A 16,866-nucleotide genomic window follows, 5' to 3' on the forward strand; every position below is an offset into this window, starting at 1 on the left:
CGCGACGGGCGCGATCGTCTCGGCCGTCGCGGCGAAGTCGCCGCCGCACTCCTTCAGCCCGGCGACGCCCGGTACGCGCGAGAGGCGCGCGGTGGTCTCGGATTCGATCCGCGACGCCGTCCGGCCGGGGATGTTGTAGAGCACGATCGGCAGTCCGCCCTCGAGCGCCACCATCCGGTAGTGCTGGTAGATGCCCTCCTGCGTCGGCTTGTTGTAGTAGGGCGAGATCAAGAGCGCTCCGTCGGCTCCGGCGCTGCGCGCGGCCGAGGTCAGCTCGATCGCCTCGCGCGTGGAGTTCGAGCCCGTGCCCGCCACGACCGGCACGCGTCCGGACGCGACCTCGACCACGTGCCGGACCACGCGGATGTGCTCTTCGGGCGTGAGCGTGGCCGATTCACCGGTGCTCCCGCACGGGACGAGTCCGGAGATGCCGCTCTCGATCTGCCACTCGACCAGACGGGCGAGCGCGTCGAGATCCAGCGACCCATCGCCGCGGAACGGCGTCACCAGCGCGGTGAAGGCTCCGGAGAGATTCAGGGCCATTCGAGCTCTCCATCGAAGACGTGGGCCGCCGGGCCCGTCATGAAGACCGGACCGTCGCTCTCCGGCCAGCGGATGCGCAAGACCCCGCCGCGAAGCCGGATCCGCACGTCGCGCTCCGCGCGGCCCGAGAGCACCGCGGCGACTCCGACCGCGCAGGCGCCGCTGCCGCAGGCCAGCGTCTCGCCGGTGCCGCGCTCCCAGGTGCGCTGCACGAGCTCGTCGCGCGAGCGCACGCCGACGAACTCCACGTTCACGCGCTCGGGGAACGCGGGGTGGTGCTCGATCAGCTTTCCGATCCGCTCGACCGCAAACGCGTCTGGATCGTCGACGAAGACCACGCAGTGCGGATTGCCCATGCCCACGGCGCAGACGGACAGGCGCTCTCCGCCGACCTCGAGCGGCACGTCGATCAGCGGCGCGCGGCCGTCGAGGAGCGTGGGGATCTTCGCCGGCTCGAGCACCGGCCGCGTCATCTCGACCTCGACCTGATCGCCGCCGAGCCAGCGCGGGGTGACGATCCCCGCGAGCGTCTCGACCCGGATCACGTCCTTGCGCGTGAGCCCCTTGTCGCGCACGTACTTCGTGAACGCGCGAATCCCGTTCGCGCACATCTCGGCCTGGCTACCGTCCGCGTTGCGGATCGCCATGGCGAAATCCGCGTCCCTCGACCGCCGGACCAGCAGCAGCTGGTCGCCCCCGATCCCGAGCCGACGGTCGAGCGCGAAGCGCGCAAAGCTCGCCCAGTCGGAGACGGGATCCCCGGCCAGGCAATCGATCACGACCAGGTCGTTTCCCGCGCCGTGCATCTTTGCGAAGCGGATCTTCGCTGGCGCAGTCATGGCTTCTGCTCCGCGCCGTCCTCGGGCGAGTTCGGATCCGGACACACCTCGGTGTCGCTTGCGCCGGGTGCCGCTGCGGCCTTGGGCGCCGCGGCCGAGGTCCCGCCGTCGGCTCGCACCGGAGGGCCGTACTTGCCGCAGGCGATCCCGGCGAGCAGCACCAGCGCGACGAGTCCGACGCGGGTCATGGCGTCTCCTCCGCCAGCTCCGCGCGAGCCGACGCGATCGCTTCGAGCACGCGCGGGCGGGACGGCGCTCCGGGCTCGCGACGCGCCTCGAGCGAGCGCTCGACCCGGAAGAACTGCGCCGGATCGACGTCGAGCGCGGGGTGGAACGAGCGCAGGGTGTCGCGCGAGAGCGCCGAGAGCTCGACGCCGGCGGCGAGCGAGTGCGCGACGACGCTGCTCACCACCCCGTGCGCCTCGCGAAACGGCACGCCGGAGAGCACCAGCTGATCGGCGAGATCGGTCGCGATCAGCATCGGGTCGCTCGCGGCGCGCTCCATGCTGGCGTGGCTCACGCGCAGCGTCTTGATCGCGGCCGCCAGGACCTCGAGACAGGTGCGCGTGGTGTCGACGGCGTCGATCACCGGCTCCTTGTCCTCCTGCATGTCGCGGTTGTAGGAGAGCGGGAGCCCCTTCATCGTCACGAGCAGGCTCATCAGATCGCCGATCACGCGCCCGGACTTGCCGCGCACCAGCTCGGCGGCGTCGGGGTTCTTCTTCTGCGGCATCAGGCTCGAGCCGGTCGAGAACGCGTCGTCGAGCTCGACGAAGCCGAACTCCGAGGAGCTCCACAGCACGAGCTCCTCGCAGAGCCTGGACAGGTGGACCATCGAGATGGCCAGCGCCGCGAGCAGCTCGAGCGCCGCGTCGCGCGCGGAGACGGAGTCGAGCGTGTTCCGCGTCGGGGCGGCGAAGCCGAGCTCGCGCGCGGTCTGATCGCGGTCGATCGGCAGCGTGCTGCCGGCGAGCGCGCCGGAGCCGAGCGGCGAGCGCGCCATTCGCGAGCGAGCGTCGCGGAGCCGGCCCGCGTCGCGAGTCAGCGCCTCGTAGTGCGCGAGCCAGTGGTGCGCGAGCCGCACCGGCTGCGCGCGCTGCATGTGCGTGTAGCCCGGCAGCACCACGTCCACCTCTTGCGCGGCGCGCTCGACCAGCACCCCGCGAAGCTCGCCGAGCGCGCCGAGCAGCGCCGGGATCTGGTCGCGCATCCACAGCAGCAGGTCGGTGGCGATCTGGTCGTTTCGGCTGCGCCCGGTGTGCAGCTTTCCCGCGAGCGGCCCGACCAGCTCGCCGAGGCGCCGCTCGATGTTGGTGTGCACGTCCTCGAGCGCGGGGTCGAGCAGGAGCGTTCCCGACTCGAGCTCGCGCGCGATCTGCTCCAGACCCTTCACGAGCTGCTCGCCTTCGGCGCTGCTCACGATCCCCTGGCTGGCGAGCATCCGCGCGTGCGCGACGCTTCCGCGGACGTCCTGCGCCCAGAGCCTTCCGTCCACGTGCACGGAGGCGGAGAAGCGCTCCATGCGCGGATCCGTGGGCTTCGCAAAACGCCCGCCCCAGGTCTTGGAGCTCTTGGATTCGACCATTCTTACCTCGGGGCCGGACGAGGATGCCCGCGCGCGGGGGGGCGCGCAAGCGACTTCGAGGCCATAAGCTCTGGGCGTGCGCAGACACCTCCCCAGGGCGGCCCTCCTGCTCGCGATCCTCCTGTTGCTTCTGGGGGTGTTCGCGCTTCGCGCCGTCTCCGATCTCGAGGAGCGCGTCGAAGCGCGCTTCGAGGGCCGGCTCTTCGCCGTCCCATCGCGGGTCTACTCGCGGCCGCTCGAGCTGCGGCCCGGGCTCGACGTCGAGCGCGTCCGGCTGCGCGCCCGACTGGAGCGGATGGGCTACGTGGCGGCGGCGAGCGCCAAGCGGACGCTCCGGCCCGGTGAGTACCGCCAGACGCCCGGACTGGTCGAGATCCACCGCCGCGCCTCGCGCCTGCCGGATCGCAACGACCCTGCGCGGCTGTTCCAGCTGCGGCTCTCGGGCACGCGAATCGCGGCGCTCCGGGACTCGAGCGGCGATCTGCTCGGCTCGGTCTCGCTCGAGCCCGAGATCATCGCGCAGTTCCACGGCGCCGAGCGCGCGGATCGCAAGCTCGAGGCGCTCGCCGACGTTCCCCCACTGCTCGTCGACGCCATCATCGCGGTCGAGGATCAGTCCTTCTTCGAGCACGGCGGCATCCACGTCTGGCGCATCGCCGGCGCGATGCTCGCGAACCTGCGCGCGGGACGCGTCGTGCAGGGTGGAAGCACGGTCACCCAGCAGCTGGCGAAGAATTTCTACCTGACGCGCGAGCGCACGCTCACGCGCAAAGGGACCGAAGCGCTGATGGCGCTGCTGCTCGAGCGCAACCACACCAAGCGCGAGATCCTCGAGGCCTACCTGAACGAGGTCTACATGGGGCAGCGCGGCTCGGTCGCCATCCACGGCGTCGGCGAGGCCGCGCAGCACTACTTCGGCAAGCAGGTCGGCGACCTGACGCTGCCCGAGGCCGCGCTGATCGCCGGCCTGATCAAGGGTCCGAACCTGTACTCGCCGTACAAGCACCCCGAGGCCGCGCGCAAGCGTCGCGACCTGGTGCTCGGGGTCCTGCGCGAGCAGGACAAGATCGACCGCGACGCGTACGAGAGCGCGCTGATCGCCGACCTCGGCGTGCGCGACGTGTACGTGGACGAGCACGTCGCGCCGTACTTCGTCGAGGAGCTGCGCCAGGAGCTCTCGGAGCGCTACGGCGAGGAGTTCCTGCAGAGCGAGGGAATGGCGATCTACTCCACGCTCGACGCCGAGCTGCAGCGAGCGGCGAACGCGGCGGTGACGACGCGTCTCTCGCGGCTCGAGCAGGACTACCCGTCGCTGCGCCGGCCCGCCTCGCCGCTGCAGGCCGCGGTGGTCGCGCTCTCGCCTGCGAGCGGCGAAATCCTCGCGCTGGTCGGGGGCCGCGACTACAAGCTGAGCCAGTTCAATCGAGCCGCGCAGGCGCGTCGCCAGCCCGGGAGCGTCTTCAAGCCGATCGTCCTGCTCGCCGCGCTCGGCCGCGACGGAGGCGCGCCGCGCTTCACGCTGCTCTCGAAGCTCGAGGACGAGCCGTTCACGCTGAAGCTCCCGACCAGCACCTGGCAGCCGGTGAACTACGACGGCGAGTACCGCGGCACCGTGACGGTTCGCGAGGCGATCGAGCAGTCGCTGAACGTCCCGGTCGCCAAGCTCGGCATCGCGATCGGACCGGAGCGCATCGTCGCGACCGCGCGAAGGCTCGGCATCGAGAGCCCGCTTGCGCCCGTGCCGAGCGTCTCGCTCGGCTCCTTCGAGCTCACGGTGCTAGAGGCCGCGCGCGCCTATGCGGCGCTCGCCGCATCCGGTTCGCTGCCGGCGCTGCGCTCCTACACCGGTGTGGTTCACTCCGACGGACGCGTGCTCGAAGAGCGCCCGGGAGCGGCGGAGAAGGTCTTCGATCCGGCAGAGGTGTACCTGGTCACCTCGGCTCTGCAGGGCGTCGTCGAGCGCGGCACGGGAGCCGCCCTGCGAGCGATGGGGTTCCGCGGCGACGTCGCCGGCAAGACAGGCACGAGCTCCGACCATCGCGACGCCTGGTTCATCGGCTACACGCCGGAGATCGTGATCGCGGTCTGGGTCGGCTTCGACGACGGCGAGAGCGTGCGGGTCACCGGCTCGGTCGCGGCGCTGCCGATCTTCGCGGACGTGCTCGAGGTCGCGCGCGGCAAGGCGCCCGCAGAGGAGTTCTCGGCCCCCACCGGCGTGGAATCGCTCGAGGTCGACCGCGAGACCGGGCTGCGAGCGGGCTTCATGTGCGGCGGCGAGCGAGAGGTCTTCCTGCGCGGCACCGCGCCGGAAGGCGCCTGCGGGATTTTTCGCGGCTTCGGATCCGAGACCGCGAAGCCTTCGACCGGGCCGCCGCCGCCGCAGGAGCAAGCGCGCGCGAACCCGGTGCGCCGCGCGCTGCGCAGCGTGTTCGGCTGGTTCGGGCGCGGGAGGTGACGATTTGGTAGAGAGCGGGCCATGACGCCGAAGCTTCGCACCCTGCTCGCGCTGATGGCGGTGATCGTGCCGCTGGACCAGATCACCAAGAGTCTGGTCTCCGCGTACATCGAGCGCGGCAGCTACTGGGCTCCGATCGCGGCGCTGGAGGGCTTCTTCCGCGTCACGCACGCGCGGAACCCGGGCGGAGCGCTCGGTCTCGCGCAGGGCGTGCCCGTGCTGGTCTTCATCGTGCTCTCGCTCGTGGCGCTGGTGATGATCGGATCGTTCTTCCGGCGCATCGAGCCGAACGACCGGCTCTCGGCGGTGTCGCTGGGCCTGATCGTGTCCGGGGCGCTCGGCAACCTGATCGACCGGATCGCGCGCGGCGGCGAGGTCGTGGACTTCCTGCAGTTCAACCTCGGGCTGTTCGTGTTCCCGGACTTCAACGTCGCGGATTCGGCGATCGTGATCGGCGTGGTGCTCCTGCTGCTCGACGTCGTGACCCACGAGACCGAAGACGGCGTCACCCGGCCGAGCCTGCCCGGGGAGAAGGAAGGCTGAGGCGCAAGGCCTACGTCGGCATCGGGGCGAATCTCGGCGATCCCGGGGCTCAGGTGCGGGCGGCGATCGCCGAGCTCTGCCGCTGGGGGCCGCATCGCGCCTCGTCGCTCTGGCGCACGGAGCCGCTAGCGCAGCGCGGCCAGCCCGAGCCGCAGCCCTGGTACGTGAACGCCGCAGTCGAGGTCGGGCTCGGCGGCGACGCCCTCTCCGTCCTCCAGCGCCTGCTCGCGCTCGAACTCGAATTCGGCCGCCCTGCGAAGCGCGCTCGCTGGCAGCCGCGGCTGATCGACCTGGACCTGCTGCTCTTCGGAGATCTCGCGCTCGAGACCCCGCGCCTGACGCTGCCCCATCCGGGTCTCGCCCGTCGCCGCTTCGTGCTCGCGCCGCTCGCCGAGCTCGCCCCGGATCTGGTCGCCCCGGGGCAGACGCGCACGATCTCCGAGCTGCTCGCCGACCTTGACGATCCCCTGCGAGTCGAGAAACTGTGAAGCCCGACCCCCTGGAGGACCCGCGATGAAGTTCTTCCTCGACACCGCCCACGTTCCCGACATCCGCGAAGGCGTGTCGCTGGGTCTGTGCGACGGCGTGACCACCAATCCGAGCCTGCTCGCCAAGGAGAAGGGCGATCCGCGCGACGTGGTCCGCGAGATCACCAAGATCTGCGACGGCCCGATCAGCGCCGAGGTCGTCTCGCTCGACTCCGAGGGCATGGTCCGGGAGGGCCTGGAGTGGCGGAAGGTCGCCTCGAACATCGTGGTCAAGATCCCCATGACGGTCGAGGGGTTGAAGGCGATCCGGGTCCTCTCCAGCCAGGACGTCCCGACCAACTGCACCCTGGTCTTCACGCCGATCCAGGCGCTGATGGCCGCCAAGGCCGGCGCCGCGATGATCTCGCCGTTCGTCGGCCGCCTGGACGACATCCAGCCGGAAAGCGGCATGCAGGTGATCGCGCAGATCCGCGAGATCTTCGAGAACTACGACATCGCGACCGAGATCATCGTCGCCAGCATTCGCAGCCCGCTCCACGTGCTCGAGTCCGCGCGGCTCGGCGCCGACATCGCGACGATTCCCCCGGCGGTGCTCTTCGGGCTCGCCAAGCACCCGCTCACCGACAAGGGCATCGAGCAGTTCCTGGCCGACTGGGAGAAGGTCAAGAACCGGTAGGCGCGGGCAGCCGGCTCGGATCCGACGATCTGATATCCTGCGCCCCCAAACCTCCGACTCGACGAACCAGCGCCCTGTGAGCGGCTCGGCCGGATCGCGGCGCTCTGAGCCGGCCGAGAAGGGCCCCCGGCATGGCGACTGAGACTCCCAAATACCTGCTCGAAAACCCGCTGGCCGCGGTGGCGCCGGCGAAGACGGTCACCTCGCTGCACCCCTCGGCCGCGGTCTACGAGGAGTCGATCGAGCGCGGGCTCGAGCTGCTCGAGCGGCCCAAGCGCGGCGGTGGCCCGGCGCGCGTTCGCGTCCAGCACGCGAAGGGCCGCATGACGGTCTTCGAGCGGCTGAAGGTGCTCTCGGACCAGGAGCCGAACCTGCTCTGGCAGAACTGGGGCAAGTCGCTCGACGGCGCCTCGATCGTGACGGGCGTGCTCTCGATCGGCGGGCGCGACGTGGCGGTGTACGGCCACGACTTCACGCTCCGCGCCGGCTCGATGGACGCCACCAACGGCGCGAAGCTCGCGCGGCTGATCTACATGGCGGCGGAGCGCGGCATCCCGCTGATCGGCATGAACGACTCGGCCGGCGCGTTCGTGCCCGCGGGCGTGGGCGGGCTCGACGGCTACAGCGAGGCGTTCACCGCGCTGCGCCGCATATCGGGCGTCGTGCCGAGCATCAGCCTGATGTTCGGCTACAACGCCGGCGGCGGCGCGTATCTGCCGCGCCAGGGCTCGTTCATGATCCAGTGCGCCGACACGTTCATCGGGCTCACCGGGCCCGGCGTGGTGAAGGCGGCGCTCGGCGAGGACGTGACGGCCGACGCGCTCGGCGGACCGGGCGTGCACGGGCGAAACGGCGTCTGCGATCTTACGACGACCGACGAGGTCGGCTCGCTGCGCACCGCGCTGCGGCTGCTCTCGTACCTGCCCGACAACTGCCGTGTGTCGCCGCCGTTCCGGCCGACCAGCGATCCGATCGACCGCTTCACCGTCGAAGAGGACATCCTGTTCCGCAAGACCTTCGACTCACCGGCGGGAATGAGCGCTCCGCTCGACATCACGCTCTTCCTGCAGCAGATCGTCGACCACGGCGAGTACTTCGAGCTGCAGCCGACCCGGGCGCGCAACCTGATCACGGCGTTCGGCCGGATCGGCGGCCACGTGGTCGGCTTCATCGCCAACAACTCCGCGGTCGCGAGCGGCCAGATCGACGTCGACGCCGCGCGCAAGGGCACGCGCTTCATCCGCTTCTGCAACCTCTACAACGTCCCGATGATCTTCCTCGAGGACGTCTCCGGCTTCACGCCGGGAACCGAGCAGGAGTCGCGCGGGATCATCCTCGAGGGCCGGCGCCTGCTCGACGCGATCATCGACATCCGCGTGCCGTCGATGACGCTGATCATCCGCAACGCGTTCGGCGGGGCGTACGCGGCCTACAACTCCCACTTCACGGGAGCCGATGCGGTCTTCGCCATGCCGATGGCGCGGATCTCCGTGATGGATGCCGGTGGCGGCGCGCAGTTCGTGTTCAAGGACGAGCTTCGCGCGATCGAGGCCGCGTACCAGAAGGCGCTCGCGCAGGGAACGACCGACGTCGACGCGCGGCGCGAGCGCGACGCCGGCCTGAAGGCGCTTCGCGAGCGCTACGAGCGCGAGCTGATGAACCCCAACGAAGCGCTCTCGCTGGGCTCGGTGTCGCGAATCGTGATGCCGGGCACGAGCCGGCGCGTGCTCGGCGAGCACCTCTCGTTCTTGATGCGCACCTACACGCCGAGCGCGATGTCCGGCCCGCAGCGGGAGTTCGAGTGATGCAGGGTCGCGACCTCGTTTCCCGGCGCTTCGCCGACTGCGACAGCCCCTGGTTGCGCTCGTTCGCGCTCGACGGGCTGAAGGTGCTGGTGGTCTGCCGCGGCCCGGTGCGCCTGGAGGCGTTCCAGGTCTTCGACGAGATCGGCGTGCGCGAGTACGGAATGCTGCTCTCCGAGAAGGACTCGATCGTGTACCCGCGCTGCCTGGCGCCGGAGCTGCGCTCGTTCCGCTTCCCGCAGAACGTGCACCGCGTGCAGGACTACACCGGATCGGGTCAGCAGCAGAAGAAGACCCGGATCGGCGAGATCGTCGCGATCGCGCTCGAGCACGGCTACACGCACGTCTTCGCCGGCTACGGGTTCATGGCCGAGGACGCCGAGCTGGTCGAGGCGATCGAGCGCGCGGGAATCGGCTTCATGGGGCCGTCCTCGCACGTGCTGCGGCGCGCGGGGGCCAAGGACGAGGCCAAGAAGCTCGCCCGCGGTCTCGGCAACACGGTGATACCGGGCGTGGACGACGTGAGCACGCGCGCGCTGCTCGAGCTCGCGAAGGACCGCAAGGCGCTCGAGAAGCGCGCGAAGGACGCCGGCCTCTCGTTCGGCTGGAGCGCCAAGGAGAGCCTGGAGGCGAACGCCGAGGCGGCGCTCCAGGCGAGCTACGCGGCGGGCGTGGACCTGGTGGGCATCGCCGACCTGCAGCTCGAGGCGGAGCGGATCTGCGCCGGAATCTGGCGCGACTACCCGACGCACCGCATCCGCTTCAAGTACATCGGCGGCGGCGGCGGCAAGGGCCAGCGCGTGGTCTCCAAGCCCGAGGAGATCGCGACGGCGGTCCTGGACGTCTGCGCCGAGTCCAAGGTCGTCGAGCCGGGCTCGAACCGGAACTTCCTGATCGAGCTCAACATCGAGCGCACGCGCCACAACGAGATCCAGCTGATCGGAAACGGAGACTGGTGCGTCTCGCTCGGCGGCCGCGACTGCTCGGTGCAGATGCACGAGCAGAAGCTGATCGAGGTCTCCCTCACCCGAGAGCTGCTCGACGACGAGATCGCGCGAGCCGGCGGGAAGACGCGCGAGGTGCTGATCGGCGACCGCGGCTACCTCGAGCGGATGGAGGCCGAGAGCGAGAAGTTCGGTGCGGCCACCGGGCTCGATTCCGTGTCCACGTTCGAGTGCATCGTCGACGGCTTCGACTTCTTCTTCATGGAGATGAACACGCGCATCCAGGTCGAGCACGTCGTCACGGAGCTCGCCTATCGGCTGCGCTTCGTGAATCCGGACGACCCGAGCGAGCATTTCTACGTCGAGCGTCTGATCGAGGCGATGGCGCTGCTCGCCGCGCACGGCAAGCGCGTTCCGCGTCCCGAGCGTGTGCCCCGGCACCTGTCCGCCGTCGAGGTGCGCGTCAACGCGACCAATCGCGCGCTGCAGCCGCACGCGGGCGGGCTGATCCGAAGCTGGTCGAAGCCGCTCCCCGACGAGATCCGCTTCGACCAGGGGATCGGCATCCGCAACCCCGACACGAGCTCGTTCGTCTACTACAACGTCGCCGGCGCCTACGACTCGAACATCGCGCTGGTCCTCACCCACGGCAGCTCGCGGCGCGAGAACTACGAGCGCATGGCCGAGATCCTGCGGCGGATGGAGCTGCGTGGCGACGACCTGCAGACGAACCGCGAGGTCCACTACGGCCTGATCCAGTGGTTCCTGGGCCGGGGCGTCATGGCCGAGCCGAACACCCGCTTCATGACCTCGTACCTCGGCGCGGTCGGCGCGCTGGAGCAGCTCGCGAGCAGCGTCGACCTGGAGTTCGCTTTCGCCCGGCTCGTGAAAGAGGCCTCCGACGCCGACGCCCGCGCGGCGCTCGAAGCCAAGGAAACCCTGCTGCTGCGCCCGCTCGGGCGCCTGCTCGCGAATGCGCACCTGCTCGCGGGCTTTCTCGGCCGCTACGACGGCGAGCTCTGGAAGGCGGACGGCGCGACCGTGCGCTTCGAGGCCAACCCGGTCGACGTCCTCGAGCGCCTCTACCACTTCCTCGACCTCGAAGCGCGCGCCGACAAGCCGCCCGCCGAGCAGATCTGGCGGCACGATGCGGCGGTACTGGAGTCCGCGCACGCGTTCTACGCGGCGGTCGAGGCGCGCACGACGGCGAAGGGTGCGGATGCGCTGGCAAAGCTCTTCGCGGGCAAGCCCGCGGCCGCTCTTTGCGGGGGCGACGAAGCGCTCTGGTCGCGCTGCGTGGCCGCGCACCGCGGCTTCCAGCTCGGCCTCGAGCTCCTGCTGTTGATCCCGCGCATCGGCGCGCGCGCCGGGTTCCTCGACATCCGTGTCGACGACGACCTGTCGATCAGCTTCCCGGAGCGCTTTCTGGACGCCTCGCGCGCCACCGAGCTCGCGCGCGCGCTGGCCCCGCCTCCGCCGGCCGCCTTCGACGAGATCGTCACACCGATGGGGGGGACGTTCTACTCGCGCGAAGCGCCGCACCTTCCGCCGCTGATCGAGGAGGGCCAGCACTTCGAAGCCGGCCAGCCGCTCTTCGTCATCGAAGTCATGAAGATGTTCAACAAGGTCGCGGCTCCGTACCCGGGCACCGTCACGCGGAACCTGATGGCGGATCGCGACGGCAGCATCGTCAAGAAGGGCGAACGGGTGTTCGCGATCGATCCCGACGAACGCCGCGAGCTCGAAACCGACGAGGCGCTCGCGCGGCGCAGGCGCGAAGCCACGCTGGCGCTGCTGCACTAGGCGCGCCGCCACGGGCGGCGCTTCGCGCTACGATCTCCACCCCCGGGGCCGCAGGCCCATTCCGGCAAGGACGATTCCGATGAGCACCAAGGAGCAGGCCCTCGAATACCACCGCAAGGGAAAGCCGGGAAAGATCGAGGTCGTCGCCACCAAGAGCGTTCTGACCGCCCGCGATCTCGCCCTCGCGTACACACCCGGCGTGGCCGAGCCCTGCCTCGAGATCCAGAAACGCCCGGACGACGCGTTCAAGTACACCTCTCGCGGGAACCTGGTCGCGGTGGTCTCGAACGGAACCGCGGTGCTGGGGCTGGGCAACCTCGGCGCGCTGGCCGGCAAGCCAGTGATGGAGGGCAAGGGCGTCCTGTTCAAGCGCTTCGCGGGTGTCGACGTCTTCGACATCGAGATCGATACGGAGGACGCGGAGAAGATCATCCAGACCGTGAAGCTGCTCGAGCCGACCTTCGGCGGGATCAACCTGGAGGACATTCGCGCGCCCGAGTGCTTCGAGATCGAAGAGCGGCTGATCGCGGAGATGAACATCCCGGTCTTCCACGACGACCAGCACGGAACGGCGATCATCTCGGCCGCCGCCTTCCTGAACGCGCTCGAGCTCACGCACCGCAAGATCGGCGACACCAAGGTCGTGTTCGCGGGCGCCGGCGCGGCGGGCATCGCCTGCGCGGATCTCTACCTGCACCTCGGCGTGCGCCCCGAGAACATCCTCATGACCGACAGCAAAGGGGTGATCTACGAGGGCCGCACCGAGGGCATGAACAAGTACAAGGTCCGCTTCGCGCGCAAGACTTCGGCTCGCACGCTCGAGGACGCCATGAAGGGCGCCGACGCGTTCGTCGGCGTCGCCTCCGCGGGCCTGGTGACCAAGCCGATGGTCGCGAGCATGGCAGCCAACCCGATCATCTTCGCGATGGCGAATCCCGACCCCGAGATCACGCCCGCGGAGGTCGCCGAGGTGCGCGGCGACGCGATCATGGCGACGGGCCGCTCGGACTATCCCAACCAGGTCAACAACGTGCTCGGTTTCCCGTTCATCTTCCGCGGCGCGCTCGACGTGCGCGCGCGCAAGATCAATCTGGAGATGAAGCTCGCCGCGGTGAAGGCGCTCGCGGAGCTGGCCCGACTGGGGGAGCAGGGCGTGCCCGAAGAGGTGTTCCACGCCTACCCGGGCGAGCGCTTCGAGTTCGGTCCGACCTACATCATTCCCAAGCCCTTCGATCCGCGCGTGCTGATCTACGAGTCCATGGCGGTGGCGAAGGCCGCGATGGACTCCGGCGTCGCGCGGCTGCAGATCGACCTCGATGAGTACCGGGAGCGCCTGGAGCGCTACCTCGGCAGCTCGCGCGAGCTGATGCGCACGGTGATCAACAAGGCGAAGAGCGCCCCCAAGCGCATCGTGTTTCCGGAGGGAAGCGAGGAGCGCGTGCTGCGCGCGGTCCAGATCCTGAACGAGGAGCGGATCTGCGATGCGATCCTGCTCGGCAGCGAGGCCGAGATCCGCGCCAAGGCGGCGAAGGCGGGGATCGGCCTGGACGGCGTGGCGATCATCGACCACCAGCTGTCGCCCGAGCGCGGCAAGTATCAAGCCGAGCTGGTGCGCCTGCGCAAGCGCAAGGGCGTGACCGAGCAGGACGCGGAGCGATTGATCGGAAGGCGCAGCTACTTCGGCGCGATGATGGTGCGAACGGGCGCCGCCGACGGCCTGGTCGCGGGCCTCACCAAGTCCTACGCAGAGTCGATCCTGCCCGCATTCGAGGTCGTCGGGCTGGCGGAGGGCCGCGAGGCCGCCGCGGGCGTCTACATCGTGATCCAGAAGGAGCGCGTGCTCTTCTTCGCCGACGGCTCGGTGAACGTCGAGCCGTCCGCCGAGGAGCTCGCCGACATCGCGGGGCTGGGTGCCGAGACGGCGCGCTGGTTCGGCTTCGATCCAGTCGTCGCGGTCCTGTCGTCGTCGAACTACGGAAGCGTGCGCGGCGAGCGCACGAACCGGCTGGCCCGGGCCGTAGAGCTGGCGAAGGCGCGCTGGAAGGACCTGGTGATCGACGGTGAGATGCAGGCCGACATCGCGCTCGATCCAGCGCGCCGGGCCACGCGCTTCGGCTTCTCCGAGATCAAGGGCGAGGCCAACGTGCTGATCTTCCCGAACCTCGAGGCCGCGCACATCGCGACGCGAATGATCGGCGCGATCGGCGGCGCCACCGTGGTCGGGCCGATCCTGATGGGAATGCGCAGCCCGATGAACTCGCTCCAGCGCACCGCCACCGTCGACGAGATCGTGAACCTCACGGCGATCACGGTGCTGCAGGCGCAACGGGAGTACTGAGCCTGCCGCGGGCCCCGGCGTTCGGGAAGCTGCTCGTCGCCAACCGCGCAGAGATCGCGGTCCGCATCGACGGCGGGGCGAACGCGCCGATCGACATCTTACCGCTCCGAGCAGGAGCGGCCGGATGAGGCGCGCAATCGTCCTCGACACCGACATGGCGTCGGACGTGGACGACGCGCTCTGCCTGGCGCTTGCACTCGCCTCGCCCGAGCTCGAGATCCTCGGCGTCACCCACGTCGGACGCGAGGTGGATCTGCGCGCGCGCGTGACGCGGCGGCTTCTCGAGCTGGCCGGGAGGACCGAGATCCCGGTCTTCGCCGGCTGCCGGGTCCCGCTGCTCGCTGGCACCGGTTTCAACTGGTTCGGCCACGAGGGCGAGGGAATCCTCGAGCCCGGCAGCGATCCGCCGCTCGAGCGCGCGCACGCGGTCGACGCGCTGCTGGAGCTCTCGCGTCGCCGTCCCGGGATCGAGGTCGTCGCCGTCGGGCCGCTCACGAACCTGGCGGTCGCGCTCGCTCTCGATCCCGACTTCGCCTCCAGGATCGGGCGGCTCACGCTGATGGGCGGGCACCTGCGCGAGGTCTCGTACCGCGGGCGCGTCTTCCCGCACGGCGTCGACTACAACCTGTGCTCGGACCCGCACGCTTCGCTTCTGGTTCTGCGCTCCGGAATTCCCACGACGCTGGTCACCGCCGACGTGACGCTTCGCACCCGGCTCCGCGAGACGGACGCTTCGCGGATCGAGCGCGCTGGAACCGAGCTCCACGCCGCGCTCGCGCGTGCGCTCAGGATCTGGACGCCGGTGCAGCGCCGCCTGTTCACCCCGCCGGGCGCCCCGCCCGACGACAACGCAGCCTTCCTGCACGATCCACTGACGCTGGCGTGCGTCTACGACGAGTCCTTCTGTCGCTTCGAGGAGCTCGAGATCGAGCCGGCGATCGAGAACGGAGTGTTCCGCACGCTGGAGCGGAAGCAGGCCGGCGTGCAGACCTTCCCGATGCGCTGCGCCACGCAAGTGGACGAAGCGCGCTTCGCAGCGCATTTCGTCGCGCGCGTGCTCTCGCTCTAGCCGATCTGCCGCAGCAGAGCCGGCAACGCGCGCAGATCGGAGATCGTGAAATCGGGCCGTAGCTCGCGCGACGCGAACGGAGCACCGCGCTTGCGGATGTACACCGAGCGCACTCCCGCGGCGCGTGCCGCCGCAACGTCCGTGCGCAGCTTGTCCCCGACGAAGATCGCGCGCTCGACGGGAACGCCCAGCTCTCGCAGGACCGCGAAGATCATCGCGGGGTCGGGCTTGCGCCGGCCGAAGTTCGCCGACCATGCCGCGCAGCCGACGTACTGCAGGATTCCAGCGCGCCGCAGGACCCGTGCATGGTGATCGCCCGGCATGGCGTTGTTCGAGACGACGCCGAGTGCGAAGTCGCGCGCGAGGTCGGCCACGACGACGCGCGCGTGCGCGTAGGGCGCCGGCGCCGCCTGCCGCTTGAACGCGCGCAGCAGGAGCCCGCGTACGACCGGAGTGCAGTCGGCGAGCACCTCGTCCACGTCGGGCTGTCGGCACTCCCGCTCGAGCGCCCGGTAGGCGTCGCGCAGTCGCCTGGCGCGCTCGATCACGAACGACTCCGCGTCGGCGACTCCCTGCTCTGCGAGCGCTGCGAGGAAGTCGCGGTCGCGAACCGAGCGCTCGTAGCTCTGCAGCTCGGGAAGCAGAACGCCCCCCATGTCGAGCAAGACGGCATCGATTCGGTCGGCGCGCATCAGGATTCCGGCGTCCCCACCGGCAGAAGCTGCGCCTTGGGCTTGCGCACGAGCAGGCGCGAAACCCAGATCGACATCTCGTAGAGCAGGCAGAGCGGCACCGCGAGCATGATCTGGCTCGTCGCATCGGGCGGGGTCAGGATCGCGGCGGCGACGAACGCGACCAGGATCGCGTACTTCCGGTTCGAGGCGAGCTGCTTGGGCGTGACCACTCCGGCGAGCGCGAGCGCGACGAGCACGATCGGAAGCTGGAACGAAACTCCGAACGCCAGATACATGCTCGCGACCGAGCTGAACACGGCCTGGGTCGTCCAGCTCGTGTGCACGTAGTCGGCTTCGAGCGAGACGAAGTACTGGAAGATGATCGGAAGCGCGAAGAAGTAGCTGAACGCACAGCCGATCGCGAAGAGCGAGCTGGTCGAGAGCACGAACGGAAGTGCGAGCCGCCGCTCGCTCGCGTACAGCCCCGGCGCCACGAACGCCCAGAGCTGCCAGAGCGTGATCGGCATCGCGAGCACGAAACCGGTCAGCAGGATCGTCTTCAGGTAGGTCATGAAGAGCTCGCTCGGAGCGACCGCGATCAGTGTATGGCCGGAGTCGCGAACGGCATCGATCGCGGGCGCCATCAGGATCTCGAACAGCTCCTTGGGCCAGAAGCTCGCCGCGAGCGAGGTGATCGCCCAGGCGCCGATGATCCAGAACAGCCGGCGCCGCAGCTCCGCGAGGTGCTCGAGGATGGGGCGCGGCTCGTCAGTCATCGGCGCGCGGTCGTGGCGCGACTTCGGGCTCGGGCGCGCTCTTGGAATCCGCCGCGCTCTTGGAATCCGCGGCGCGCTTCGGCGGCGGTGCCGCGGGCGGCTCGTCGACCGATGCCGAGAGCGTGCGCGTGAATTCGTTCGATGCGCGGCGGAACTCCGCCATCCCGCGCCCTAGCGAGCGCGCCATCTCGGGCAGACGCTTGGGGCCGAGCACGAGCAGCGCGACGACCAGGATCACCAGCAGCTCAGGCATGCCGATGCCGAACACACGTTCCTCCCAGGACTCCTGGCACTCGACACTACGCGGGACGGAGTCGTTCCGAAGGGTAGC

The 16,866-nt window shown here is 69.8% G+C and carries 15 protein-coding genes; 8 read left to right on the forward strand and 7 right to left on the reverse strand.

The window, feature by feature from the left end:
• The 4 genes from dapA to argH form a co-directional block, all read right to left on the reverse strand.
• Positions 1-537: 4-hydroxy-tetrahydrodipicolinate synthase (dapA, locus tag FJ108_10650; GenBank protein ID MBM4336355.1), on the reverse strand; the 537-nt coding region annotated here is incomplete at its 3' end.
• The gene (locus FJ108_10655; protein ID MBM4336356.1) at positions 534-1,382 is read right to left on the reverse strand and encodes a diaminopimelate epimerase; all 849 of its coding nucleotides are present in this window, start codon (positions 1,380-1,382) and stop codon (positions 534-536) included. The genes dapA and FJ108_10655, both read right to left, overlap by 4 nt.
• The gene (locus FJ108_10660; protein MBM4336357.1) at positions 1,379-1,570 is read right to left on the reverse strand and encodes a hypothetical protein; all 192 of its coding nucleotides are present in this window, start codon (positions 1,568-1,570) and stop codon (positions 1,379-1,381) included. Before FJ108_10660 ends, FJ108_10655 begins: the two co-directional genes overlap by 4 nt.
• On the reverse strand, positions 1,567-2,967 hold the full coding sequence (gene argH, locus FJ108_10665; GenBank protein ID MBM4336358.1) for an argininosuccinate lyase: 1,401 nt from the start codon (positions 2,965-2,967) through the stop codon (positions 1,567-1,569). The genes FJ108_10660 and argH overlap by 4 nt, the downstream gene beginning before the upstream one ends.
• A gap of 76 nt (positions 2,968-3,043) precedes the next feature.
• On the opposite strand from argH, the gene FJ108_10670 reads away from it, so the two are divergent.
• The 8 genes from FJ108_10670 to FJ108_10705 all read left to right on the forward strand — a co-directional run bounded on the left by FJ108_10670 (position 3,044) and on the right by FJ108_10705 (position 15,085).
• On the forward strand, positions 3,044-5,422 hold the full coding sequence (locus FJ108_10670; GenBank protein ID MBM4336359.1) for a PBP1A family penicillin-binding protein: 2,379 nt from the start codon (positions 3,044-3,046) through the stop codon (positions 5,420-5,422).
• Positions 5,423-5,443: 21 nt separating this feature from the next.
• Positions 5,444-5,965: a signal peptidase II gene (gene lspA, locus FJ108_10675; protein MBM4336360.1), complete on the forward strand. Its 522-nt coding sequence runs from the start codon at positions 5,444-5,446 to the stop codon at positions 5,963-5,965.
• The gene (gene folK, locus FJ108_10680) at positions 5,962-6,453 is read left to right on the forward strand and encodes a 2-amino-4-hydroxy-6-hydroxymethyldihydropteridine diphosphokinase (GenBank protein MBM4336361.1); all 492 of its coding nucleotides are present in this window, start codon (positions 5,962-5,964) and stop codon (positions 6,451-6,453) included. Before lspA ends, folK begins: the two co-directional genes overlap by 4 nt.
• Positions 6,454-6,478: 25 nt before the next feature.
• Positions 6,479-7,129: a fructose-6-phosphate aldolase gene (gene fsa, locus FJ108_10685; GenBank protein MBM4336362.1), complete on the forward strand. Its 651-nt coding sequence runs from the start codon at positions 6,479-6,481 to the stop codon at positions 7,127-7,129.
• Positions 7,130-7,260: 131 nt separating this feature from the next.
• Positions 7,261-8,934, forward strand: a complete 1,674-nt coding sequence (locus FJ108_10690) for an acetyl-CoA carboxylase carboxyltransferase subunit (protein ID MBM4336363.1) — start codon at positions 7,261-7,263, stop codon at positions 8,932-8,934.
• Complete coding sequence (locus tag FJ108_10695; protein MBM4336364.1) at positions 8,934-11,678, forward strand: biotin carboxylase; 2,745 nt, start codon at positions 8,934-8,936, stop codon at positions 11,676-11,678. The genes FJ108_10690 and FJ108_10695 overlap by 1 nt, the downstream gene beginning before the upstream one ends.
• 79 nt (positions 11,679-11,757) lie before the next feature.
• Positions 11,758-14,016, forward strand: a complete 2,259-nt coding sequence (locus FJ108_10700; protein MBM4336365.1) for an NADP-dependent malic enzyme — start codon at positions 11,758-11,760, stop codon at positions 14,014-14,016.
• 124 nt (positions 14,017-14,140) lie between these two features.
• Entirely contained in the window at positions 14,141-15,085 is a 945-nt protein-coding gene (locus FJ108_10705) for a nucleoside hydrolase (protein MBM4336366.1), read from the forward strand.
• Here FJ108_10705 and FJ108_10710 read toward each other — a convergent pair.
• The 3 genes from FJ108_10710 to FJ108_10720 are packed head-to-tail and all read right to left on the reverse strand — an operon-like array spanning position 15,082 to position 16,803.
• Positions 15,082-15,777 (reverse strand): HAD family hydrolase, encoded by a 696-nt coding sequence (locus tag FJ108_10710; GenBank protein ID MBM4336367.1) that lies wholly within the window; start codon positions 15,775-15,777, stop codon positions 15,082-15,084. The genes FJ108_10705 and FJ108_10710 overlap by 4 nt on opposite strands.
• Positions 15,777-16,535: a twin-arginine translocase subunit TatC gene (gene tatC, locus FJ108_10715; protein ID MBM4336368.1), complete on the reverse strand. Its 759-nt coding sequence runs from the start codon at positions 16,533-16,535 to the stop codon at positions 15,777-15,779. Before tatC ends, FJ108_10710 begins: the two co-directional genes overlap by 1 nt.
• Positions 16,528-16,803, reverse strand: coding sequence for a TatA/E family twin arginine-targeting protein translocase (locus tag FJ108_10720; protein ID MBM4336369.1), 276 nt, complete (start codon positions 16,801-16,803; stop codon positions 16,528-16,530). Before FJ108_10720 ends, tatC begins: the two co-directional genes overlap by 8 nt.
• Positions 16,804-16,866: the final 63 nt, after the last annotated feature.

The sequence above is a fragment of the Deltaproteobacteria bacterium genome, from assembly GCA_016875225.1.
Lineage (GTDB): Bacteria > Myxococcota_A > UBA9160 > SZUA-336 > SZUA-336 > VGRW01.